A 22,756-nucleotide genomic window follows, 5' to 3' on the forward strand; every position below is an offset into this window, starting at 1 on the left:
ATAATTCAATGCCTTTATGTCGTTCAAGTTTCACGAATTTCGCCAAGCTCCAAAGCCAAAAAAAGGCGTGGCATGTCACTAAGGAAATTTCGGTCGTTCGCGGCAATATTAACCGATATTAACGAAAAAACCGCGTTTGGATCAAGAAATCGCAGTAAACGTGCTAGTTTCGCACCAGAATTGGGGGTGAGGTTTCACAGGCAAAAACCCGCCAAGAAATTCTGGTTCATACGTATTTACGCCGGTTAACTTGGGAAAAATTCCCCAATTTCACGACTTCGTGCGGTGCTCACAATGTACTCACGCGGCTGTTGCATGCATTTGATCCGTCATGGGTGCAAACTGTCTTCAGTCATCATCCAGAGGGTGCCATGTCACTTACCCGCCGTCGTTTCGCAGGATCCGTTGGGGTCGGGCTGATACTGCCCGGCGCGCTTTCAGCTCAGCAAGATCCGGTTCTTGAAGCCGTACGCTCAACCTTGTTTGGCAGCACAACAGAGTTCGAAAAAGGCATGGCGTTCCTGCGAAAGCGAGGCAATCCGGACGTCGTTCCGGCCCTTCTGACCGGCATGCGATTTGCCCGGCGGCGCGGCGATGAAATCGCGCAGGTCATGCGCGATCTGACCGGGCAGACCATCGTTACTGATTGGTTCGACTGGATGCTGTGGCAGGAACGGAACCCTCAGATTATCCCGCACCCTTCGCTGATCCCGTTCAAGCGCGAGGTCCTGTTAGGGATCGACGCCAACTTTGACGTGTTTCTGAAGCCCGAGTATCTGCAACGCGACCGGATGAAGATCCGACTGGAGGAGATCGCCTGGGGCGGTGTGCGCAAAGACGGTATCCCGTCGCTGGATAACCCGGCGCTGATCCCGGCCGCGCGGGCAGACTATCTGAAAGACGACGATCTGGTTTTTGGCGTATCAATCACCGGGGATGAACGCGCCTATCCGCTGCGGATCATGGGCTGGCACGAGATGTTTAACGAGGTGATCGGCGGTGTTCCGGTCGCCTTGGCCTATTGCACACTATGCGGTTCGGGCATTTTGTTTGAAACGCAGGTACCTGGCCGTCAGAAACCATTCGTCTTTGGCTCATCCGGATTTCTGTACCGCTCGAACAAGCTGATGTTCGACCGGCAGACGCACTCTCTTTGGAACCAATACACCGGCAAACCGGTCGTGGGTCCGCTAGTGAACAGCGGTATCGAGCTGAAACAACGTCCTGTTGTCATCACCACGTGGCAAAGCTGGAAGGCGTCTCATCCCAAAACTCAGGTTCTGTCCCGCAATACCGGGCACCGGCGGAACTATGGTTCAGGTGTGGTGTATCAAGAGTATTTTGCATCGCCCGAATTGATGTTCCCTGCCCTTGTGGATCAGTCTCATCATCAGCAAAAAGACTACGTGTTCGCCATCCGTCAGTTCGGCGCGGCCCGAGCTTGGCCGCTTGATGCTTTCAAACGGGCCCGGGTCATCAACGATGCGATTGCCAACAGGCCGCTGGTTTTGATCGGCAATGCAGACAAACGCGCAGTGCGGGCCTATGAGCGAGGGGCACACAAATTTACCGCCGCAGACGGCAGCCTGATTGATGAGGCAGGACAGAAGTGGACCCTGACCGAAGAAGCCCTGATCGGACCGAATGGCGCGCAAATGCCCCGAATTGCAGGCCACATCTCTTACTGGTTTGCGTGGGACAACTACTTGGGTGACACCGCCACAGTCTATCGACGTTAGGAGTGCTCCTCGGCCGCAGTGGCGGCCAGTGCTCTGTTGTACGCCTTTAGCGCATCGATATGGTACAGCGCGCCAACCGGTTTTTCCGTGCCGTCCGGCTTTACGATAACGACCGGAATACACGGGATGTCGTCTCGGTCGAAATAGGGCATCGCGGCCTCAAGCGTCGCGCTTGCAGCAACACACAAACCTTGCTCAATAAGCTCGTTCGCCTGCTCTTCGGTGATCGAGCGTGGATCGCCAAGCGGCCGCATGACGGCCCCTGCGCGCAGCATGGCCAGAAGGTAGGCTTGCGGCCCGGCTGCCAGATGTACGTTTCGGCGTTCCAACTGCGTCAGGAAGAATGACCGGTCCACAAGCCGCGAGGCCAGCGCCGTCGACATCGAGACCGACACCATCACGGCCAGACCAATCTGCCAGTCTCCGGTCAATTCAAAGACGATCATCGTTGTCGAAATCGGCGCCCCCAGGACGGCAGCAGCCACAGCTCCCATCCCTGCAAATGCATAGAGCGTGTGGGTGCCCGACACATCCGGCAGCAGTCCGGTCGCAATCAAACCAAAGGCCAGCCCCGTTAACGCTCCGATCATCAGCGAGGGCGAAAACACTCCGCCCCCCATGCGCCCACCCATGGTGATCGCGACGGCGACCGTTTTGATCACGGCGAACAAGATGGCAAACGTCAGGGTCAGGTCACCAGTCAGGGCGCGGATTGTCGTCTCATAACCCACACCGATAATGTGCGGGAACCAGATCGCCAGCAGCCCCAGCATCGCGCCCGAAACCGCCGGGCGCAGCCAACGCGGCAAGGCAAGCCGGTTTTGGATATGGTTGCCGATATCCTCGGCAAAAAAGATTGACCGCATCAACAGCAGCGAGACCAGACCGCAGATCAAACCGAGGATCAGAAAGGCGGGTAACTCTACGTAGAACTGCAGCGAACCCGGCGTATCCAGCACAAACTCGGTCACGTCGCCATATTCCAATCGGTTGATCACGGTCCCAGCGACCGAGGCGATGACGATAGGTGCAAAGGCGTGAACAGCGAAGTGACGCAGCACGACCTCAAGTGCGAACAGAGCCCCCGCGATGGGTGAGTTGAAGCTGGCCGATACAGCCGCCGCCACAGCGCAGCCCAACAGATCGCGCCCGGTGATCCCATCGGCGTGAATTCGGTTGCTGACCCATGTAGAGATCACGCCGGCCATATGCACAACCGGCCCTTCTCGACCCGTCGATCCACCGGTGCTGAGTGTGATGAGCGAGGCAAAGAAGGACGCGATACCCGCCTTACCTTCGACCCGGCCATCTGTCAGCGCGGCCCCTTCGATCACGTCAGCAACAGACCGTACGCGGCCATCGTCGGTGAACTTGTGCAGGATGACCCCAACGATCAAGCCGCCGATGATGGGAATGATCAGAATGAGGAACCAAGGCAGCTTTTCAGCGTGGCTGTGCAGCAGCAATATATCATCCGTGTCATAGACATAGGCCTGCAATGACCGGATCGCTTTGCGGAACCCTAGCGCCATGAAACCAGCGGCGATACCAATGGCCAGAGCGATGAACCAGAACTGTATCTGGCTGGGTCCACGCCTCAGCATTACCCGCCAAGCGTCCTTAATCGCGGCCAGAGCCTGATTCAGCTGGTTACGCAGAACAGTGCGGGTTGATTGGGTCATTGGCCCTCGGGGATCACGTCTTTCCCCTTAGTAAGCCACGGAGCGCCCTGATAAAAGTGAGATCGCGACGGTTTGATTATCGGAAAGCGTCACAAAAGCCTCAGGCATCTAACAGGGCCCGGGCGGCGGCTCGGGCTTCGTCTGTAATGGTGTCGCCTGCGACCATGCGCGCGATTTCGTCCACGCGGTCAGGATCGGCCAGCGGCACAACGGTGGACAGCGTTTGTCCATCGGTGACCTGTTTCTGTACTCGCCAGTGATGTGCCGCGCGGGCTGCCACTTGCGGCGAATGCGTGACGACCAGAACCTGCCCGCCCTGCGCCAGCGCGGCCAGTCGCCGACCGACCGCATCCGCGGTCGCACCACCGACGCCACGGTCGATCTCATCAAAAATCATCGTGCGGGCGCTGTCATCCCCGGCCAGACAAACCTTAAGCGCCAGCAGAAAGCGGCTGAGTTCACCACCCGAGGCGATCTTGTTCAGTGGTCCTGACGGTGCACCAGGATTGGTCGCGACGGTGAAGGCCACGGCGTCGATCCCTTCCGGACCAGCATCCGCAGAGGCAATCTCGGTTCGGAACACCGCGCGCTCCATCTTGAGCGGAGCGAGTTCGGCCATAACCGCGGCATCCAACTGCCCGGCCGCTTTTTGTCGCGCAGCGCTCAAACTCGCTGCGGCGGCGTCATAAGCCGATTGTGCTGCTTCTACGGCGGCACGTTGATCCGCCAAATCTGCGTCCCCGGCATCCAGCCGGTTCAGGCGGTCCCGCAACGTATCAGCAAAGGAACCCAATTCGTCGGGCGCAACATCGTGCTTTCGGGCCAGTGCGCGGATGGCAAACAGGCGTTCTTCGGCCTGCTCCAATTCCGCCGGGTTAAAATCCAAGGCCTGTAAGCATGCGTTGACCCCGTCCTGCGCCTCGCCCAGTTCAATCAGCGCACGTCCAAGGGCCGCTATTGGCTCTTCCAATTGGCCGCCCGCATTGTCCGAAACACCCTCAAGCCAGCGAACGGCGTCCGCCATGGCCCCCTCGGCCCCGTCCCCGCCCAATAGGGCAAAAGCGCGGGCGACATCGTCGCGGATGCGTTCGGCCGCCTGCATCATGCGGCGGCGGGCATCCAGTTCCGCGTCCTCGCCCGGCTGCGGATCAAGCTTGTCCAGTTCGGAAACCGAGTACCTCAGAAACTCTTCCTCCGCGCGCATCGCCGCGAGGGTTTCTTCGGTTTTCGCAAGCGCCTTTCGCGCGCGGGACATCTCGGACCAGGTGGATCGAACCTTGGCCAGATGATCCCCAACGTCGGCGTATTCATCCAGCATGGCGCGGTGGCCGCGCTGGTTCAACAACCCGCGATCATCATGCTGGCCGTGCAATTCGATCAGCGTTTCGGACAACGCACGCAGCACCTCGCCAGAACAGCGGCGGTCATTGACCCAGGCTGTTTTCCGTCCCTCCGCCGTATTCACACGACGCAGGATTAATTCCTCGCCTCCGGGCAAGCCAGCCTCGGCCAGGATCGCATGCGCTGGGTGGTCTTCGTACAACTCGAACTCGGCAACCACTTCGCCCTGCGCGGCGCCTTGGCGAACCAATTCAGCCCGGCCGCGCCAGCCCAAAACGAACCCCAGAGAATCCAAAAGGATCGACTTGCCCGCCCCGGTTTCACCGGTCAAAGCATTCAAGCCCGGCTGAAACGTCAGTTCCAGCCGGTCGATGATCAGCATGTCGCGGATATCGAGGGCGCGCAGCATCGGGTCTTAGCGTCCCACCCCTTTGGCCATGGCGATTACAACCACTCACCCTTGATCGTCTGGCGGTAGATCGTGCTGAGCCAGTTGTTGCCGCGGCTCTTCAGATCCAGCCCACGCGACGTCAACAGTTTGTAGCCTGCATCGTACCATTCGGACGACTGGTAGTTGTATCCCAGAATAGCCCCGGCCGATTGCGCCTCGTCCACCAGACCCAAGGCAAGGTAGGCCTCAATCAGACGGTACAGCGCTTCTGCGGTATGAGAGGTGGTCTGGAAGTCTTCGACCACGACCCGGAACCGGTTTATCGCCGCAGGGTAGTGATCCTGACGCAGATAATAGCGCCCGATCTCCATCTCTTTGCCAGCCAGATGGTCGAAGGCCAGATCGAACTTCAAAACCGCCGAGGTCGCGTACTCACTGTCGGGATAAACCTCGATCACGGTGCGCAAGGATTGCAGCGCCTGAAAGGTCAGCCCCTGATCGCGCCCGACCTCGTCAATCTGGTCATAGTAGCTGAGCGCCAGAAGGTACTGCGCATATGCTGCGTCTTCGTCTGCAGGGTAGAAATCGATGTATCGCTGTGCTGCAGCACGGCTTTCTTCGTAATTCCTGTCTGCATGATACGAGAAGGCCTGCATGATCAGCGCGCGCTTAGCCCAATCGGAATAGGGATACAGGCGTTCGACCTCAGAGAAATACCACGCCGCATCGTCCGAACGATTCTGCGACAGCTCAAACTCGCCACGCGTGAAAATCTGTTCGGGGGTGAACCCTTCCAGGTTCTGATCGCGGTCTGCGCCTTTCCCAGCGCACGCCGTCAAAACTGCTGTCAGAAGAATCGCGCTTGCGAATCTGACTGCCGCTTTGGTGCCAACCATTCCGCCTATCCTTGTCGTATTACTTGACGGGGTTATGCCCCGGATTAGGCCATGGTCTAGCACATATAATTCCGGTGCAAAACGCCTTATGCGCCCAATGGCAGAATTGTCGTCAGAGTTGATCCAATCAGGCGACTTCCGGGATTTCGTCCCAGACCAGCCCCTGCCCCGGCAGACGCGCAGCCTGTTCGGGTGTGCACAGGATCGGACGCACCGCGCCGGGCGTTTCGAACAATTTGCGCAGCAGCGTGTTCGTCATAGCGTGACCTGACTTGTCCCCAGTGAAGTGACCAAGAATCGGTCCACCCGCCAGATAAAGGTCTCCCAAAGCGTCCAGCATCTTGTGGCGCACGGCTTCATCTGCGTGGCGGAAACCGCCCGGCGTCAGGACTTCGTCACCCTGAACAACGACCGCATTTTCCAGCGTCCCACCCAAGGCGAGACCGTTTTCGCGCATCGCTTCAACGTCTGTGCGACGGCAGAATGTCCGGCAATCGGAAAGCTCACGCGCAAAGGAACCGTTGCGCATGTCCAGACGTTTGGTCTGGCTGCCGATGGCGCTGTCTTCAAAGTCGATGTGGAAATCGATGATCAGACCGTCTGCGGGTGCAATTGATGCGCTTGCGCCCTCGCGTGTGGCGGTGACCGGTTTCAGAACTTCGTACGCTAGGACCGGGCTGGCTTGACGGCGCACACCCTTGGAAACGATACCGCGCACGAAATCGATCGACGACCCATCCATGATCGGAACTTCGGATCCGTCGATTTCGATCAGAGCGTTGTGGACACCGCAACCGGCAAGCGCGGCCATGATGTGTTCGACCGTAGAAACTGACACGTCCGCGTCATTGACCAATCGGGTGCAAAGCGGGGTGCGCTCTACAACGTCGTAAATCGCAGGAATGAGGGCGTTGCCCAGCTCGATATCCGTCCGCTTGAACCAGATGCCGTGACCGGCAGCTGCCGGTTTCAGGACCATCGTCGCAGGCTTGCCGCTGTGCAGCCCGATGCCTTTAAACGTGACCGGAGATTTGAGCGTATGTTGCAAACTGAACCTCGATGAGTGGTGTCCGACCTGAGCGGGCCGTGTTGGACACTCAGTTAAGGAAGCAGGCGTCAAGGCTCAACTCACTCTTTGTAACCGAATGAAACATGTATGTAACAGATCGGCAAATCCCTGCTTACACCCCATTAAATAACTGTAAATCAAAAGAAAAGGGCCGCCATTTGGCGACCCTTTGCAATCATTTTGTTACCGCGATCAGTTCGCCTGACGCCGCAAAAAGGCAGGGATTTCGATCCGGTCCTGCTCGGGGTCGGCCTCTTCCCGTGCAGGTGCCGTAGCGTCAGATTGGCGCAGAACGGGCTGCTGACGGGGCGGCTGGGCCGGTGTGTCCGCCGCATGACCGGTCATCCGATCGATGAGACGATTGAACCCAAACCGGGGGCGATCATGACCCTCTTCCTGCGGTGCAGGAGCTTGCTGAGGCGCAGCCGGACGAACCATCGAGGGGCTGCGCTCGGACGCTGGGACGTTCTGAACCGCGGCCTGCAGGCGCTGCAGCGCCTCGGGTGACGGTGTTCCCGCTGCCGGTTGAGGCTGCGGCGCGACGTAGTTCTCGGGCGCAGGCTCAACCGGTTCGGGGGTCGGCTCGAATTCGGCAACGCGCGGCTGGTAGGCCGGAGGTGGCAGGCCATCATCATCCTGTTCCGCACGCGGCTGGAATTGAGGCTGCGCTGGCTCCTGAGGGGCCTCAAACAGCGAAGGCTCACGGTTCACTTCCGTTTGCGGTGCTGGTTCAGCGACTTCCGCAGCGACCGGCGCTTCTTCTTGCACTGGCTCTTCGGCGGATACCGTGCGTGTCAGCGGTGCTGACATCGAACGGCGCGCGACCGGCACGTCTTCGGATTTTTCGCTGGCGTCGATGCCGGTTGCGACGACCGACACACGCATGCCGCCTTCCATGGCTGTATCCAGGGTCGATCCGACAATGATGTTCGCCTCGGGATCCACTTCCTCGCGGATGCGGTTCGCGGCTTCGTCCAGTTCGAACAGGGTCAGGTCGTGCGAACCCGTGATGTTGATCAGAACACCCTTCGCGCCTTTGAGGCTGATTTCGTCCAACAGCGGGTTGGCGATCGCCTTCTCGGCCGCTTGAACCGCGCGATCTTCGCCGGTGGCCTCGCCTGTGCCCATCATCGCTTTGCCCATCTCGTCCATCACGGCGCGAACATCGGCAAAGTCGAGGTTGATCAGACCCGGACGAACCATCAGGTCCGTGACACCTTTAACGCCCTGATACAGAACGTCATCAGCCATCGAGAACGCCTCGGTGAAGGTGGTTTTTTCGTTGGCCAGGCGGAACAGGTTCTGGTTCGGGATGATGATCAGCGTGTCGACAACCTTTTGCAGCATCTCAACGCCATCTTCAGCCTGGCGCATGCGCTTGGCACCTTCGAACTGGAAAGGTTTGGTCACGACACCAACGGTCAGAACGCCCAGCTCACGCGCGGCCTGCGCGATGATCGGAGCCGCACCTGTGCCTGTGCCACCGCCCATACCGGCTGTGATGAAGCACATGTGCGCACCCGCAAGGTGATCCACGATCTGTTCGATGCTTTCTTCGGCAGCTGCGGCACCTACAGTTGGACGGGCCCCTGCCCCAAGACCTTCGGTAACTTTGACACCCAGCTGAACCCGAGCAGAGGACTGACTTTGCTGCAGCGCCTGTGCATCTGTGTTGGCGACTACGAAATCGACGCCATCCAGCTGTTTCTCAATCATGTTGTTGACAGCGTTGCCGCCTGCACCACCAACGCCAAATACCGTAATCCGAGGCTTCAGTTCGTCGTGCCCGGGCATCGAAAGATTTAATGTCATGCTCTGTCCGCCTGTTTTTTTGACCCGCCAAAGCGGTGTTTTTCTTACCTATCCTTCACCAATCCTACCGTTCGAAACGGCAAACGTCACGCCAAAAATCGCGCGATTCCACAAAATATGGAGGAAATAAGGCGCTAACCGGCAGTATTTCGCATACGCCGCCAGATGTTGCGGAAAGAACTCAATGTAGCACAAAACAGGCGATTTGCGCGCGGCCATCAACCGACGCTTCACCATAGGGACTCACTAAACTGTCAAACTGCGGAAAACTGCTCAGGTCCTGCCGCGGGCCTCTTGCGGGCCATGTGGATATCTTGCGGGATAAACGTGCTGGCTGCAACCCATTTCTTTAACCAATCTGGGTACTTGGACAGTTCAAACCGTCCTCTGTAATGCTGCGTACTTCTTGAATCTCAGTGTTGGCAAATGTCGCCAACCGGACCATCAGGCGGTCTTCGTGCAAGAAAGGCCACCAGCAGACTGGGATACCATCCGCGTCATCATCATAAAGGAAGCATATTTGTCCATTTGGCGTGGTGATCTGCCCGTAAACGCACCCACGCCCCACCATCCGCCAGACCGATAGCGTGGGGCTTAGGAACTCTTCGGTGCCCACAAGCTCGCCCGTGGGGTAGTCGTGGAACATGACGGTTTTGCCCTGGACCGCATTCAGGAACGCCTCGGGCGTGATGCGGGTCTGCGCCTGGGCAGTGAGCGGTGCCAGGATCAGCGCCGCGACGACCACCGCTTTACCAATTGTCACGAAACCAGCGTACCGCACGTTTGAACGGACGCGCAGCGTAGGTGTCCACTGGAATCTCGAAATCCCACCATTCATCCTGCGGGTGCGCTGCGAAAAGACTGAGACCGACGGCCGACGAGAATCCCGGTCCTGTCGCTGATTGCGGCAAGCCGTGCACGCGCAGCGGACGCCCCAGGCGCACGCGCTGACCAAGGATACGCGTGGCGAGGCCGTCCAACCCCATGATCTGACTGCCGCCACCGGTCAGCACAATCTGCTGACTTGGCATATGCTCGAAACCGGCCGCATCCAGGCGGACGCGCACCTCTTCAAGGATTTCTTCGACGCGGGGGCGCATGATGCCGATCAGCTCGGCGCGGCTGACGGTGCGGCGGTCGTGTTCCCAGTCGCCTGTATCTCCGCCAATATCGATCAGGTCACGATCGTCGGCGCCGGTTGCATGGACACCGCCGTTGAACGTCTTGATCCGTTCGGCCACCGAGGCCGGGATGCCAAGACCCATCGAGATATCCGAGGTCACGTGATCGCCGCCCATGCGCACGCAGTCGGCATAAATCATGTGCTTTTTCATGAAGATCGACACGCTCGTCGTGCCGCCACCCATATCGATACAGGCGGCACCCAGCTCCTGCTCATCCTCGACCAGCGCGGAAACGCCGGACACATAGGCCGAGTTTGCGATGCCTGCCAACTCGAGATCGCAACGCTTGATACAGCGCACGATGTTCTGGATCGCCGTCGCGTCAACGGTCAGCATGTGCATGTCGACCGCCAGACTTTGCCCCATCTGACCGCGTGGGTCGATCAGACCCGACCGGTTGTCCAGCGCAAAATTTACGGGCTGTGCATGTAGCACTTCACGCCCTGCCCCATAGTCAGGCACGTCGCAGGCATTTAGGACGCGCCCTACTTCGGCTTCGGTCACAACCTGACCTTCCAGATCGACCTGAGCGTCCAGACCATAAGACCGGGGGTTGGCCCCCGAGAAACTGGCGATGACATGATCGACCCGAATATCGGCCATTTTCTGTGCCGCCTGCAAAGCGGTGCGGATGGCGCGCTCGGTCTCCTGCATGGCGGTGACTTCGCCAAACTGCACGCCGCGCGACCGCGTCGTCGCCGCACCGATCACCCGGAACCCTGTCTGGCCAGCCATCGAGCCGATGGTGTTATCCTCGCTCAGGCGACCGGTCCCGTCGAAACGCAGTACAAGGCAGGCAATCTTAGAGCTTCCCACGTCCAGAATGGCGACAACTCCGCGCTGCATCGCCTGTCTACGCATCTGCCGCATGGCGCGCTGGGACTGATAGAGATCGGTCATCATGGTCGTTACTGCTCGCTACTCACGTTCACTTTTGTATTCCACCAGTCTTCGCTGGCAGCTTTGGTCATTCTGATTGTCGGACGTTGTCCAAGGCGCATATCGACCACGGCGACATCGCGCTCCAACAGGTCTTGCACCTCATTCACCGCCAGCACACGTTCCAACGCGCGAACCGGGCGTTCTGTTGGCAACATGATGCGTTGGCCGCGATCCAACACCAGATCCCAGCGGCGTTCACCGATCCGCACCAAACCGCGCACGCGACCGCCCAAACTGCGGGCTGTGGTCAGCAGCGCCAGCGCCTCGCCGACATGGCCATCTGCGCCTTTGCCGGCGATCAACGGCAGATTGGCGTGATCCTTGCGCGACGAGATGCGCTTCACATGCGCGCCGGTTTCGTCCAGCAGTTCGATCCCATTGCGCGTCCGCCAGACAATGACAGGCTGACGCTCGACCACGTCCACTTGCAGGATGCCGCCGGGGCGCACCCGCACCGTAGCGGATTTCACAGGGTTCAGCCCGGTGATCGTGTCCCGGATCTGCTCAACATCCAGATCCCACGAACTGATCGGGAAATCCAACGGAACAACTTCGCGAATATCCTCGGACAGGTTGGTTCCTGCCCCATCGATCGCCATCAGATTGACCATGAATTCCGGGCGCTGCTGGATCGAGGTCTTGATGTCCATCACATAGGCGACAACAGCGTCGCGCCGTTCCTGTGCGCCAAAATAGATGCCAACTGCCGCACAAACCGCCAATATCGGCAAACCGATCTTCAAGCCGCGCCGAATACCCGGCGTCAGCATCCACCGCTGCAAACGATAACTGAGGCGCGACGGGGCCGGATCGAACCGGTCACCCTTGCGGTTGAACACCCCGCGCAGGCGTAGCTTGGGCTCGGCCCCTGTCCGAGCGCCGGATGCGAAATCAGCATCGGGACCGGATAGCGGCTTGGGACGGTGCACGACGGGCGCGCGCGTGGCCTTCAACGGTCGCATGAGGCGTCCTCCACCATCCAGGCGCAGAGCTGTCCGAATGTCATCCCCAGATGCGCGGCCTGCTCAGGCACCAGTGATGTCGGCGTCATGCCGGGCTGTGTATTGGTTTCCAGCAGGAACAACCCCTCGGCTCCCATGCTGTCATCCCAACGAAAATCGGTGCGGCTGACGCCTTTGCAACCCAATGCATCATGGGCGCGCAACGCGTAATCCATGCAGCGGTCGAAAATCTCGGCCGGAATATCGGCGGGCAGAACGTGCCATGACCCACCCGGCTTGTATTTGGCGTCATAGTCGTACCAGCCGCCATCCGTCATGATCTCGGTCACGGTCAAGGCGCGGTCGTTCATCACGGTCACGGTCAGTTCGCGCCCGGCGACGTATTTCTCGACCATTACCTGATCGGGCATTTCCTCGGACAATTTCGGCGGGCCGTTGGAACCCTCGTGTACGATGTAAATTCCGACGCTTGAGCCCTCGTTGTTGGGCTTGGCCACATAAGGCGGCTCCATCACGTGAACTTCGACCACTTCGACCTTGGGGACAATCATGCTGGGCACGATGGGCAGGCCGACGGCCTCATAGACCTCTTTGCTACGCTGCTTGTCCATGGCAAGGGCCGAGGCCAAAACGCCGGAATGCGTGTAAGGTATGCGCATCCACTCCAGCAAGCCCTGCACACAGCCATCCTCGCCCCAGCGGCCATGCAGGGCGTTGAATACAACGTCTGGTTTGATGTCCAAAAGGCGCGCATAGAGGTCGGGACCTGCGTCCAGCTCAACCACTTCAAAGCCTTCTCCCACAAGGGCGGCTGCGCATTCGCGCCCAGAGCTGAGAGACACCTCGCGTTCCGCCGAGGGTCCACCCATCAATACCGCCACTTTGGGGTTTGTCCTGCTCGACATTCCCAATGTGCGCCTCAATGTCCCCGGACCTTATGTGGTGGTCCGTACTGCGTTTATGCCTTTGATCCGTCGCCTTAAATTGCCTGTTATGGTCTGACGGGTGCGGCTTTATTCTATCAACGGATCACCGACCCGCATGATTTCCCACTCTAGCGTGATGCCGCTTGTTTCGTAAACCTTTTTTCGCACCTCTTCGCCCAGCCCTTCGAGGTCAGCGGCGGTGGCATCTCCGGTATTGATCAGGAAATTCGAGTGCTTCGGGCTCATCTGTGCGCCACCTTTAGTCGCGCCACGCATGCCTGCATCGTCGATCACCTTCCACGCCTTCAGATCATGGGTATCGTCGTCTCGCCCTGTCGAAGAGAACCCGGCGGGATTACGAAAGGTCGATCCAGCGCTGCGATCCTTGGTCGGCTGCGTTTCGTCACGCTTCTTCAGCTGTGCCTCCATCCGGGCGTGCAGTTCTTCGGCCTCACCTGACGGCCCTTCGAGCGTAGCTGAAATCAGCACCGCGCCCTCAGGCAAATCAGACTGGCGGTAGCGAAAGTTCAAATCGTCAGGGGTCAGGTCCAACACCTCACCCTGCCGCGTGACGGCAGTCGCCTTGCGCAACGCGTCCGCCGTATAGCTACCATAGCAGCCCGCGTTCATTCGCACCGCACCGCCAATTGAGCCGGGTATCGTGCGCAAAAAGGTCAAATCAACACCCGCATCTGCCGCCTTGCGTGCCACATGCGCGTCCAGCGCAGCAGCACCTGCGGTAACGGTGTTGCCTTCTACCGAGATACCGTTGAATCCGCGCCCCAGCCGGATCACCACTGCGCGCAAACCGCCGTCGCGGACAATCAGGTTTGATCCTACGCCCATTGGGAACACTGGAATCTCTGCGGGCAATACGTGCAGAAAATCCTGAAGATCCCGCACATCGGCTGGCTGGAACAAATAGTCTGCCGGGCCACCGACACGCAGCCATGTCAAATCATTCAGAAAACGGTTCTCGGTGAGTTTGCCGCGCGGTGTGGGAAGTGCTGTCATGTTGGCTAGATCGCGGATTCAGAGAGGTAACGCAAGCGGCATCCTTTATTGCGCAGAGCCCATGAACCTGCGCAACCACCGACCAAGGTAAATCACCGGCCAGCGCAGCACAGACATACCCATGGCAAGGACAAGCAGCCCAATCCATGGGCCGTTCTGCAAAGTGACATAGCCAAGGATTGGGATGCCAATCGCGATCAGGATGTAGGCACGGGTCCAGTGGTTATCCTTGCTGGGAATCATCGCCAGCACATTCGCGGCAATGCCCCACAGCGCGGCAAAAGCGATCGACCAGTTCATGGCTCGACCTCCTGCCCGGTCCAACGCCGCCAGTAATATCGGATCGGATTGCGGAACATCGAGGCAAAAGCCGCGAAGGCCAGCACCGAATAGAACCAGCCAAAGTCATGACCCAGCCAAACGACAAGCGCAGGCGCCGAGACAAAAAGGACAACGCCCGGTGGAAATTGCAGACGCATCGGCAACATGGCCACGACGGTCGAGGCCAGGACCCATAGGCCCGCAAAAAGCACTGAATAAACCAATTGCCCCTCCGAGGACGATCGTTTCTGCAACTGCAACATCACACTTTAGAGTTGCGCCGTAAGAGAGTCCACTCGGTCAAACGGCCTGTTTGTGCTGCAGCCGCTCGGGCAACCCGTTGGCCCAGGCGCTAATCGTACCGGCCCCCAGGCAGACAACCATGTCCCCGGGGCGGGCCTGTTCGCGGACAAGACGCTCCAGATCGTTTTCGTCCAGCAAAGCGCGCGCGTGGCGATGGCCGTGACGGATCAGTCCTTGAACCAGATCATCGCGGGAAGCGCCTTCGATCGGGTCTTCCCCGGCGGCGAAAACCTCGGCGATGGCGACAACGTCCGCATCATTGAAACAGGTACAGAAATCATCAAACAAGTTGGACAGGCGCGAATAGCGGTGTGGCTGATGCACGGCGATAACGCGGCCATCGGTCGCCTGACGCGCGGCTTTCAGCACTGCTGCAATCTCGACCGGGTGATGTCCGTAATCGTCGATAATGGTGACGCCATCGACCTCTCCGACCTTAGTGAAGCGACGGTTCACGCCACCGAAATTGGCCAACGCATCGCGGATTTCCGACGCCTTCATCCCCAGATGACGGGCAACCGCCACCGCAGACAATGCGTTAGACACATTGTGGTCACCGGGCATCGGAAGAGTGCAGCCTTCGATCACCGTGTCTTCGTACTGCAGATGGATATCGAAATGCGCCACTCCGCCTTTGTAGGTCAGGTTCATTGCTCGCACATCCGCCTGTGCGTTGAACCCATAGGTCCGCACCCGACGGTCCGAGATGCGGCCTACCAGTGTCTGCACTTCGGCATGGTCCGTGCAGCAGACGGCCAGACCGTAGAACGGCAGGTTCGAGACGAATTCGTAGAAGCCATCACGCAATTTGTCGAAATCGCCCCAGTGCTCCATGTGTTCGGGGTCGATGTTGGTGACAATGGCGATCGTCGCGGGCAGGCGGTTGAACGAACCGTCGGATTCGTCCGCCTCAACCACCATCCATTCGCCCTGCCCCATCCGCGCGTTCGAACCATAGGCATGAATGATGCCGCCGTTGATAACGGTCGGATCAAAGTCTCCGGCCACCATCAGCTCGGCCATCATGGTCGTCGTCGTAGTTTTTCCGTGTGTGCCTGCGATGGCGATGTTGGACTTCAGGCGCATCAGTTCGGCCAGCATGTCGGCGCGGCGCACCACTGGCAGGCCCTGCGCTCGGGCCCCATCCAGCTCGGGGTTGCCCGGTTTGATCGCAGTCGAGACCACGACCACGGCTGCGTTCTCAAGGTTTTCAGCCCGTTGACCTACAAAGATCTCAGCACCAAGGCTCGCCAAACGGTCGGTGATCTTGGACGCTTTCAGGTCGGACCCCTGAACCCGGTAGCCAAGGTTCAACAGCACCTCGGCAATTCCCGACATCCCGATCCCGCCGATCCCAACAAAGTGGATCGGCCCTACGTCTTGCGGCAGTTTGGTTGCTGGATTCATGTGGTCTCCTTCTGCGCCAGGTTTTCTACAAGGGCCACCAGACGCTCGGTCGCGTCGGGGGCACCGGTCGAGAGGGCGGCATGGGCCATCTTTTGCGCGGCTTCGGGGTTTGTCAGAACTGCGGTGATTTGCTCGGTCAGCGCGGGGACGTCAAGTGCGTTTTCGGGGATCAGGATCGCCCCGCCCGCCTGAACCAGCCCACGCGCATTTGCGGTCTGGTGATCGCCCGCCGCAGCGGCAAAGGGAATGAGGATCGAGGGTCGCCCAATGACCGAGATATCGGCGACGCTGGATGCACCGGATCGGCTGATCACAAGCTGCGCGTCAGACATACGGCGGGGCACATCATCGAAGAAGGGCAGCACCTCGGCGCGGATGCCATGATCGGCATAGAATGCGGTCACCCGCTCGCCATCCTCGTCGCGGGCCTGATGGGCCACGCGGATATGCTGGCGCAGGTTGTCGGGCAATGCGGCAATGGCACCGGGAACGACATCGCTGAGGATCCGAGCACCTTGCGAGCCGCCCATCACCAGAACCGACATTGGATAATCGCCCGGCGGGATATACCCAGCAGCGGCCCGTTCCAGAACGGCAGCGCGAACCGGGTTTCCTGTATGAATACCTTGCGCACCCTCAGGCAGATCGGTCGGCCAAACCCCACAGGCGACCTGCGCCACGCGCTTGGCAAACAACTGATTGACGCGCCCCAGTACACCGTTTTGTTCGTGGATCATGCGGGGAATACCCAGCATTGTCGCTGCACCCAGCGCCGGGATCGACGGGTAACCGCCAAAACCCACCACCACATCCGGCTTATCCCGCATCATCTGGATCGCCATACTGGTGACACCACCCGCGATCTTCGGCCCGACCAGGGCCTTAGCGGCCAGACCGCCCCGTGCGAACGTGGCCGAGGCGACCTCGACAATTTCAACTGTTTGCGGGAAGGCTCCGGTATAACGCGCGCCACGCTCGTCCGTAGACAGGCGGACGCGCCAGCCTTTTTGCAGCATCGCTTCGGCCAGCGCCTGCGCCGGGAACATATGGCCCCCGGTGCCGCCAGCCGCAATCAACAGGTAAGGTTTCCCCATTATCCTCTTCCGCGCAGAATATCGCCAAGTTCGCCCTGAGGGCGGCTTCGTGTAAAGGCCAGCAGCATGCCAACGGCGATACCGCCCGCAATTAGGGACGAACCGCCATAGCTGACAAACGGCAAGGTCATCCCTTTGGCTGGCAGCAGGCGCACCGCAACACCCATGTTGATCATCGCCTGAACGCCGAACATGCAGGCCAGACCGGTGCCCGCCAAACGGATGAACATATCGCGTTCACGCATCAGCCGCAGCAGAGAACGCACAACGATCAAAGCGTAGAGCGCGATAATGATCAGCACCAGGATCAGGCCATATTCCTCGGCCGCGACCGCGATGATGAAATCCGTATGGGCATCGGGCAGAGACCACTTCACCTGCCCCTCACCCACGCCGACGCCGAACAACCCACCTTCGCGGATGGCATTCGTGGCATAGCCAAGCTGCGTGGTCGGATCGACCTCTTGATTCAGGAACCCGTCAATCCGACGGGCAAAGTGTTCCGAGTTCGAATAGGCTAACATTCCGGCCAGAACAACAACACCAGCCATGCCAACCAGCAACAGCATCGGCGCACCGGCCACGAAATACATCACGCCCCAGCCAAACAGGATCAGACAGGCCTGCCCAAAGTCCGGCTGCAGCACCAGCATAGCGACAATCGCCATGCACAGCGCAAAGGACCACAACCGTCCCGGAGGGCCGTTGATCTCTTGCGACGCAGCCAACAGCCAAGCGGCGACCACCACGAATCCGGGTTTCAGAAACTCGGACGGCTGCAACGAGGCAAAACCTAGCGAGTACCAGCGCACCGCCCCTTTACCGAAATCCGTCCCAAAGACCGGCAGGAAGGCCAGCGCCACAAATGCGCCCAGAAAACCCAGCACCGCCAGACGTCGCACCAGCGTCGGCGACATCATCGACGTCAGCAGCATCGCAATCAGCGCCAATCCGCCGAACAATGCCTGCCGCTCGACATAATGGAACGGATCAAAGCCATTTCGGCTGGCCAATGGCGGTGAGGATGCCAACCCCAGCAACAATCCGATGACAAACAGGATCAGAACGCAGGACATCGTCCAACGATCAATCGTCCGCCACCATTTCGGAAGAATCGGTTCGCCGCGCTGGTCCTGGACCGCGCCATACACCATCTCAGTCATGAGATACCGCCACTCTCTGCCTCGTTAACGTCCCTTTTTCGGGATCTGTTTGAGAGTCTACAGGGATTTTTGCGTTTGGGCTAGTGGAATGACAGCTCGGCCCGCGAAATCGGCGCTATTCCACGAGGGTCGAAATGCCCAAAGCGTGGCGATGCCCCCTCCTGTCGTTGCGAACTCCGCTTCCTCTTGTCATCTCCGCCAAATCACGCCATCCACCCGCGCATGAAGTTCGACACGATCATCCTTGGAGCCGGTGCTGCCGGTATGATGTGCGCTGCCCATTGTGGCGGGCGCGTGCTAGTGATCGACCATGCCAAGGCACCGGGTGAGAAAATCCGCATTTCGGGCGGGGGGCGGTGTAATTTCACCAATATGTATGCGGGTCCGGGCAATTTCCTGTCGCAGAACCCCCATTTCTGCAAATCCGCACTGGCGCGCTATACGCAATGGGATTTCATAGATCTTGTCGGGCGGCACGGTATCGCGTGGCACGAAAAAACTCTGGGGCAATTGTTTTGCGATGGGTCGTCAAAGCAGATCGTACAGATGCTTCTGGACGAAATGGAACGCACCGGCGCAGAACTGTGGATTCGGACCGAGGTCAAAGACCTGCGCAAAACCGATCACGGCTTCGCGCTGGAGGTTGATCGGGAAGGGCAACGACACAGCCTAAGCTGTGCCAAGCTCGTGCTGGCCACCGGCGGCAAGTCGATCCCTAAGATGGGAGCGACCGGGCTGGCCTATGACATCGCGCGCCAATTCGGCCTGAAGACGACAGACACGCGCGCGGCGTTGGTGCCGTTCACCTTTTCGGACGGGAAATTCAAAGACTTGTCCGGCGTGTCCCTGCCCGCCCGCCTGTCAAATGATCGCACCAGTTTTGACGAGGCGCTGTTGTTCACCCATCGCGGGCTTAGCGGTCCATCCGTGCTGCAATTATCGTCCTATTGGCGCGAAGGTGAGCCAATCCGCGTCAACCTGATCCCCGAACTGCCACTGTTCGACCTGCTGCGCGATCAACGCCAAAGCGGCGGGCGCAAGGCGCTGACGACCGAACTGGCGCGTCACCTGCCCGCGCGGCTTGTGGACTATCTCAGCCAACACATCCCAATGTCGGGCAATCTAGCCGATCAGTCCGATGCGGCGTTAGCCAACCTGATATCCGCCCTCTCCGACTGGGAGCTGACGCCCTCGGGCACCGAAGGCTATCGCACGGCCGAGGTCACCCTGGGCGGGATCGACACCGATAACCTGTCTTCAAAAACAATGGAGGCCAGGGATGTCCCCGGCCTCTATGCGATTGGCGAAGCGGTGGATGTCACCGGATGGCTTGGCGGTTACAACTTCCAGTGGGCGTGGTCCTCGGGTCACGCCGCCGGAATTGCTATCGCCGGTCGTTAGCCAACGACGTTGTAGCCACGACCGCGCATACAGTTGCGCACGATCACTTCCTGGTTCTGGGTGTTCTGGATGGCACTTGCACCGGCCCCGACAAGGGCGCCCGCCACTGCGGCGCGGCCAAGATCGCTGGCGCTGTCGTCGATGATCGCCTTGGTTCCCGCAGCACCCGCCGCACCGATTGCAGCGGCACCTGCCGTGTTACCGTCAACCACGGGCTGCGAGCGCGCCAGCGCCTGACACTGCGCCAGATCAGCGTTGTAGTTCGGGCCGACCGGACCATCTACAATCGGCTGATAGTTCGCGCCGGTGTTGGTGCAGGCCCCTACGGCCAGAATGGCGGGCAGGATCAGAGAAAACTTATGGAACGACATGGTCATAACCTCGTGTTAAATTTGCGGGCAAGCAAAACCATTAATCATGGCGCGTCAAGCTGATAGCCGTCAGCTTCGCCCAACCGGCGGTGTATTGCAAACGGCTATTGCGGCAGCCGTTGCTTGACCTGCGCCACGAAGTCCTCTCCGCGCTGTTCGAAATTGTCGTATTGATCGAAACTGGCCGCTGCCGGGGCCAGCAGGACGGTTTCGCCGGGTTGCGCGTCTTTCATGGCCTGATCAACGGCCTCGGCCATCGTCGTGCAAACCTGCGCATCCGCTTCCAGCTGCATAGCGAAATGCGCCGCCTCGCGCCCAATCACATAGGCTTTGACCACCTTATCTGACACAGCGTTCAGGGCGGTCACCCCGCCCTCTTTCTCAAGCCCGCCGCAAATCCAGCGGATCTGCTTAAATGCGCTCAGGGCTTTGAGCGCGCTGTCGACATTGGTGGCCTTGGAGTCATTCACATAAGTGACACCGTCTGCCTCAGCGACCACCTGGCTGCGGTGCGGCAGGCCGGGATAGCTGTGCAGCGCATCTTCGATCACCCGCGGAGCGAGACCCAACGCGCGACAGGCCGCATAAGCCGCACAGGCGTTCTGATGGTTATGTGCCCCCGGCAGCCCTTTGATTTCTCGCAGGTCAATTGACCCCGCTTGCCGCCCTTTGCGGTATTCCGACAGGAATCCCTTACGCGCAAAGACCTGCCATCCCGGGCCTGACAGTTTGCGCGCGACGGATACGCGAATGACGCGGTCATCGGTCGGACCTTCGGCCAGTTGACCGGCCAAAAACGCGCCTTCCTTCTCATCGATCCCGATTACGGCCCGATCCGGCCCACCTTCGGCGAATAACCGGCGTTTGGCCGCGAAATAGCCGCCCATCCCGCCATGGCGATCCAGATGGTCGGGCGTCAAGTTGGTGAACACGGCCACATCCGGCGTCAGCGACCGGGCCAGTTCGGTCTGATAGCTCGACAGCTCCAGCACCACGACCGAGCCATCTCCACCCGGGTCTATATCCAGAACGCCCCGCCCGATATTGCCCGCCAGTTGCGCCTCGCGCCCGGCCTCGGTCAGGATGTGATGGATCAGCGCAGCGGTGGTCGATTTTCCATTGGAACCGGTGACCGCGATGATGCGAGGCGGCGTGTCATAGTTGCTCCATTCTGGTCCGGCAAAAGACCGAAAGAACAGCCCAATGTCATTGTCGACCGGAACTCCGGCCTCCAGCGCTGCTGCCACGACCGGGTTCGGCTCTGGATACAAATGCGGAATGCCGGGCGAGACGATCAGCGTAGCGATGTCATCAAATGCCCCATGGCGGCGCAGATCGACGCAGGTAAACCCCTCACCCTCGGCCTTTTCGCGGGCGGCGGGGTTGTCATCCCAGCACACCGGCTCCGCCTTGCCCGCTACCAGTGCCCGCGCCGTAGCCAGCCCCGACCGACCAAGCCCCAGAACCGCAACTTTCTGCCCTGAAAACCCTTTAACCGGGATCATGCTGCCCACCCTCTGTTTACTTTGAATTGGCCGCCACACTGCACCGAAGACTTCCCCAATGACAAGGGCACCAAAAGGCTCGCGCAGCAGCGCGAGCCAGGCCCAACAGGTGGCAGGCGGACGCAGGTCCGCCGAACCTGGCGGGAGCTCTAGCGGACTTTTAGAGTCGCCAGACCGATCATCGCCAGGATCAGAGAGATGATCCAGAACCGGATGACGATGGTAGGCTCAGCCCAGCCCTTTTTCTCATAATGATGATGGATCGGCGCCATAAGGAACACGCGGCGCCCGGTGCGTTTGAAATACAGCACCTGAATGATCACGCTCAGCGCTTCGACAACGAACAGACCACCCACAACGGCCAGTACCAGCTCGTGCTTCGTGGCAACCGCGATTGCGCCCAGGGCCCCGCCCAGCGCCAGCGAGCCCGTGTCGCCCATAAAGACCGCAGCAGGCGGAGCATTGTACCAAAGGAATCCAAGCCCCGCGCCAAACAACGCTGAGGTAAAGATGAATATCTCCCCGGTCCCGGGCACGTAATGAACGTCCAGATACTCGGTAAAGTCGACCCGACCAACGGCATAAGCAATCACGCCCAGCGTCGAGGCCGCAATCATCGCCGGCATGATCGCAAGCCCGTCCAGACCGTCCGTCAGGTTCACAGCGTTGGCCGCCCCGACGATCACGATGATCGAGAATGGAATGTAGAAAACACCAAGGTTGATCAGCGTATCCTTGAAAATCGGCAACGCCAATTGGTTCTGCAGCGCTTCTGGGTGGTGCAAAGACGCCCAAAGAGACGCCAGAACGGCAATGATGACGCCCAGCGCCAAACGCATCCGACCGGAAACACCCTTGGTGTTCTGCTTGGACACTTTCGCATAGTCATCTGCAAAGCCAATCGCCGCATAGGCCATCGTTACAAATAACACCATCCAGACATAAGGATTGTCCCATCGCGCCCAGATCAGGGTGGATGTCAAAAGCGCGCCCACAATCAGCAAGCCGCCCATGGTCGGTGTGCCCGCCTTGGAGAAATGCCCTTCAGGGCCGTCATCCCGGATCGGCTGGCCCTTGCCCTGTTTCTTGCGCAGCACGTTGATCAGCGGCTTGCCGAACAGAAAGCCAAAGATCAGCGCAGTCAGAAAGGCGCCGCCAGCGCGGAAGGTGATATAGCGGAAGAGGTTGAAAAAGTCCCCTCCGTCCGACAGGGCGGTCAACCAATAGAGCATT

General features: G+C 59.6%; 20 protein-coding genes. 2 read left to right on the forward strand and 18 right to left on the reverse strand.

Going from position 1 to position 22,756, the window contains the following annotated elements:
* Window positions 1-371 precede the first annotated feature (371 nt).
* Window positions 372-1,739 (forward strand): DUF3179 domain-containing protein, encoded by a 1,368-nt coding sequence (locus GOV53_RS10215; protein WP_170466191.1) that lies wholly within the window; start codon window positions 372-374, stop codon window positions 1,737-1,739.
* On the opposite strand, the gene GOV53_RS10220 is transcribed toward GOV53_RS10215, so the two are convergent.
* From GOV53_RS10220 to ftsW, 15 genes are all read right to left on the reverse strand, one after another.
* A complete protein-coding gene (locus GOV53_RS10220; protein ID WP_170466194.1) occupies window positions 1,736-3,421 on the reverse strand; it encodes a chloride channel protein in 1,686 nt (561 codons plus the stop codon). The two genes, GOV53_RS10215 and GOV53_RS10220, sit on opposite strands and share 4 nt — an antisense overlap.
* A 100-nt stretch (window positions 3,422-3,521) precedes the next feature.
* On the reverse strand, window positions 3,522-5,171 hold the full coding sequence (gene recN / locus GOV53_RS10225; protein WP_170466197.1) for a DNA repair protein RecN: 1,650 nt from the start codon (window positions 5,169-5,171) through the stop codon (window positions 3,522-3,524).
* 35 nt (window positions 5,172-5,206) lie between these two features.
* Entirely contained in the window at window positions 5,207-6,049 is an 843-nt protein-coding gene (locus GOV53_RS10230) for an outer membrane protein assembly factor BamD (protein ID WP_170422687.1), read from the reverse strand.
* Between the two features lie 127 nt (window positions 6,050-6,176).
* Window positions 6,177-7,097 (reverse strand): UDP-3-O-acyl-N-acetylglucosamine deacetylase, encoded by a 921-nt coding sequence (lpxC, locus tag GOV53_RS10235; protein WP_170466200.1) that lies wholly within the window; start codon window positions 7,095-7,097, stop codon window positions 6,177-6,179.
* Window positions 7,098-7,310: 213 nt separating this feature from the next.
* Window positions 7,311-8,930 (reverse strand): cell division protein FtsZ, encoded by a 1,620-nt coding sequence (gene ftsZ / locus GOV53_RS10240; RefSeq protein WP_170466203.1) that lies wholly within the window; start codon window positions 8,928-8,930, stop codon window positions 7,311-7,313.
* Between the two features lie 349 nt (window positions 8,931-9,279).
* Window positions 9,280-9,693, reverse strand: a complete 414-nt coding sequence (locus tag GOV53_RS10245; RefSeq protein ID WP_170466206.1) for a hypothetical protein — start codon at window positions 9,691-9,693, stop codon at window positions 9,280-9,282.
* Window positions 9,680-11,014 (reverse strand): cell division protein FtsA, encoded by a 1,335-nt coding sequence (gene ftsA / locus GOV53_RS10250; RefSeq protein ID WP_058279582.1) that lies wholly within the window; start codon window positions 11,012-11,014, stop codon window positions 9,680-9,682. Before ftsA ends, GOV53_RS10245 begins: the two co-directional genes overlap by 14 nt.
* 8 nt (window positions 11,015-11,022) lie before the next feature.
* The gene (locus GOV53_RS10255) at window positions 11,023-12,018 is read right to left on the reverse strand and encodes a cell division protein FtsQ/DivIB (protein ID WP_170466209.1); all 996 of its coding nucleotides are present in this window, start codon (window positions 12,016-12,018) and stop codon (window positions 11,023-11,025) included.
* Window positions 12,006-12,923 (reverse strand): D-alanine--D-alanine ligase, encoded by a 918-nt coding sequence (locus GOV53_RS10260; protein ID WP_170466212.1) that lies wholly within the window; start codon window positions 12,921-12,923, stop codon window positions 12,006-12,008. The genes GOV53_RS10255 and GOV53_RS10260 overlap by 13 nt, the downstream gene beginning before the upstream one ends.
* Before the next feature lie 108 nt (window positions 12,924-13,031).
* Window positions 13,032-13,958: a UDP-N-acetylmuramate dehydrogenase gene (gene murB / locus GOV53_RS10265; protein WP_170466215.1), complete on the reverse strand. Its 927-nt coding sequence runs from the start codon at window positions 13,956-13,958 to the stop codon at window positions 13,032-13,034.
* A 45-nt stretch (window positions 13,959-14,003) separates the two neighbouring features.
* Window positions 14,004-14,258, reverse strand: coding sequence for a DUF2484 family protein (locus GOV53_RS10270; RefSeq protein ID WP_170466218.1), 255 nt, complete (start codon window positions 14,256-14,258; stop codon window positions 14,004-14,006).
* On the reverse strand, window positions 14,255-14,503 hold the full coding sequence (locus tag GOV53_RS10275) for a DUF2484 family protein (RefSeq protein ID WP_170466221.1): 249 nt from the start codon (window positions 14,501-14,503) through the stop codon (window positions 14,255-14,257). Before GOV53_RS10275 ends, GOV53_RS10270 begins: the two co-directional genes overlap by 4 nt.
* Window positions 14,504-14,579: 76 nt before the next feature.
* Window positions 14,580-15,989 carry a UDP-N-acetylmuramate--L-alanine ligase gene (gene murC, locus GOV53_RS10280; protein WP_170422705.1) on the reverse strand — a complete coding sequence of 470 codons (1,410 nt, stop codon included), beginning with the start codon at window positions 15,987-15,989 and terminating at the stop codon, window positions 14,580-14,582.
* Window positions 15,986-17,083 (reverse strand): UDP-N-acetylglucosamine--N-acetylmuramyl-(pentapeptide) pyrophosphoryl-undecaprenol N-acetylglucosamine transferase, encoded by a 1,098-nt coding sequence (locus GOV53_RS10285; protein ID WP_170466224.1) that lies wholly within the window; start codon window positions 17,081-17,083, stop codon window positions 15,986-15,988. The genes murC and GOV53_RS10285 overlap by 4 nt, the downstream gene beginning before the upstream one ends.
* Window positions 17,083-18,246, reverse strand: a complete 1,164-nt coding sequence (gene ftsW / locus GOV53_RS10290) for a putative lipid II flippase FtsW (protein WP_170466227.1) — start codon at window positions 18,244-18,246, stop codon at window positions 17,083-17,085. Before ftsW ends, GOV53_RS10285 begins: the two co-directional genes overlap by 1 nt.
* Before the next feature lie 222 nt (window positions 18,247-18,468).
* Between ftsW and GOV53_RS10295 the strand changes: the two genes are divergently transcribed.
* Window positions 18,469-19,647 carry an NAD(P)/FAD-dependent oxidoreductase gene (locus tag GOV53_RS10295; protein ID WP_170466230.1) on the forward strand — a complete coding sequence of 393 codons (1,179 nt, stop codon included), beginning with the start codon at window positions 18,469-18,471 and terminating at the stop codon, window positions 19,645-19,647.
* Here GOV53_RS10295 and GOV53_RS10300 read toward each other — a convergent pair.
* The 3 genes from GOV53_RS10300 to mraY all read right to left on the reverse strand — a co-directional run bounded on the left by GOV53_RS10300 (window position 19,644) and on the right by mraY (window position 22,755).
* Window positions 19,644-20,018, reverse strand: a complete 375-nt coding sequence (locus GOV53_RS10300) for a glycine zipper family protein (RefSeq protein WP_170466232.1) — start codon at window positions 20,016-20,018, stop codon at window positions 19,644-19,646. The genes GOV53_RS10295 and GOV53_RS10300 overlap by 4 nt on opposite strands.
* Before the next feature lie 104 nt (window positions 20,019-20,122).
* The gene (murD, locus tag GOV53_RS10305; RefSeq protein WP_170466235.1) at window positions 20,123-21,523 is read right to left on the reverse strand and encodes a UDP-N-acetylmuramoyl-L-alanine--D-glutamate ligase; all 1,401 of its coding nucleotides are present in this window, start codon (window positions 21,521-21,523) and stop codon (window positions 20,123-20,125) included.
* 149 nt (window positions 21,524-21,672) lie between these two features.
* Window positions 21,673-22,755, reverse strand: coding sequence for a phospho-N-acetylmuramoyl-pentapeptide-transferase (gene mraY / locus GOV53_RS10310; RefSeq protein ID WP_170466239.1), 1,083 nt, complete (start codon window positions 22,753-22,755; stop codon window positions 21,673-21,675).
* Window position 22,756: the final 1 nt, after the last annotated feature.

It is taken from the genome of Ruegeria arenilitoris (genome assembly GCF_013035315.1).
GTDB lineage: Bacteria > Pseudomonadota > Alphaproteobacteria > Rhodobacterales > Rhodobacteraceae > Ruegeria > Ruegeria arenilitoris_D.

Bases quoted from the DNA above. Each gene is read 5' to 3' on its own strand.
- GOV53_RS10215 (WP_170466191.1), top strand. From the start codon at position 372: ATGTCACTTACCCGCCGTCGTTTCGCAGGATCCGTTGGGGTCGGGCTG.
- GOV53_RS10220 (WP_170466194.1), bottom strand. From the start codon at position 3,421: ATGACCCAATCAACCCGCACTGTTCTGCGTAACCAGCTGAATCAGGCT.
- recN (WP_170466197.1), bottom strand. From the start codon at position 5,171: ATGCTGCGCGCCCTCGATATCCGCGACATGCTGATCATCGACCGGCTG.
- GOV53_RS10230 (WP_170422687.1), bottom strand. From the start codon at position 6,049: ATGGTTGGCACCAAAGCGGCAGTCAGATTCGCAAGCGCGATTCTTCTG.
- ftsZ (WP_170466203.1), bottom strand. From the start codon at position 8,930: ATGACATTAAATCTTTCGATGCCCGGGCACGACGAACTGAAGCCTCGG.
- ftsA (WP_058279582.1), bottom strand. From the start codon at position 11,014: ATGACCGATCTCTATCAGTCCCAGCGCGCCATGCGGCAGATGCGTAGA.
- GOV53_RS10255 (WP_170466209.1), bottom strand. From the start codon at position 12,018: ATGCGACCGTTGAAGGCCACGCGCGCGCCCGTCGTGCACCGTCCCAAG.
- GOV53_RS10260 (WP_170466212.1), bottom strand. From the start codon at position 12,923: ATGTCGAGCAGGACAAACCCCAAAGTGGCGGTATTGATGGGTGGACCC.
- murB (WP_170466215.1), bottom strand. From the start codon at position 13,958: ATGACAGCACTTCCCACACCGCGCGGCAAACTCACCGAGAACCGTTTT.
- GOV53_RS10270 (WP_170466218.1), bottom strand. From the start codon at position 14,258: ATGAACTGGTCGATCGCTTTTGCCGCGCTGTGGGGCATTGCCGCGAAT.
- murC (WP_170422705.1), bottom strand. From the start codon at position 15,989: ATGAATCCAGCAACCAAACTGCCGCAAGACGTAGGGCCGATCCACTTT.
- GOV53_RS10285 (WP_170466224.1), bottom strand. From the start codon at position 17,083: ATGGGGAAACCTTACCTGTTGATTGCGGCTGGCGGCACCGGGGGCCAT.
- ftsW (WP_170466227.1), bottom strand. From the start codon at position 18,246: ATGACTGAGATGGTGTATGGCGCGGTCCAGGACCAGCGCGGCGAACCG.
- GOV53_RS10295 (WP_170466230.1), top strand. From the start codon at position 18,469: ATGAAGTTCGACACGATCATCCTTGGAGCCGGTGCTGCCGGTATGATG.
- GOV53_RS10300 (WP_170466232.1), bottom strand. From the start codon at position 20,018: ATGTCGTTCCATAAGTTTTCTCTGATCCTGCCCGCCATTCTGGCCGTA.
- murD (WP_170466235.1), bottom strand. From the start codon at position 21,523: ATGATCCCGGTTAAAGGGTTTTCAGGGCAGAAAGTTGCGGTTCTGGGG.
- mraY (WP_170466239.1), bottom strand. From the start codon at position 22,755: ATGCTCTATTGGTTGACCGCCCTGTCGGACGGAGGGGACTTTTTCAAC.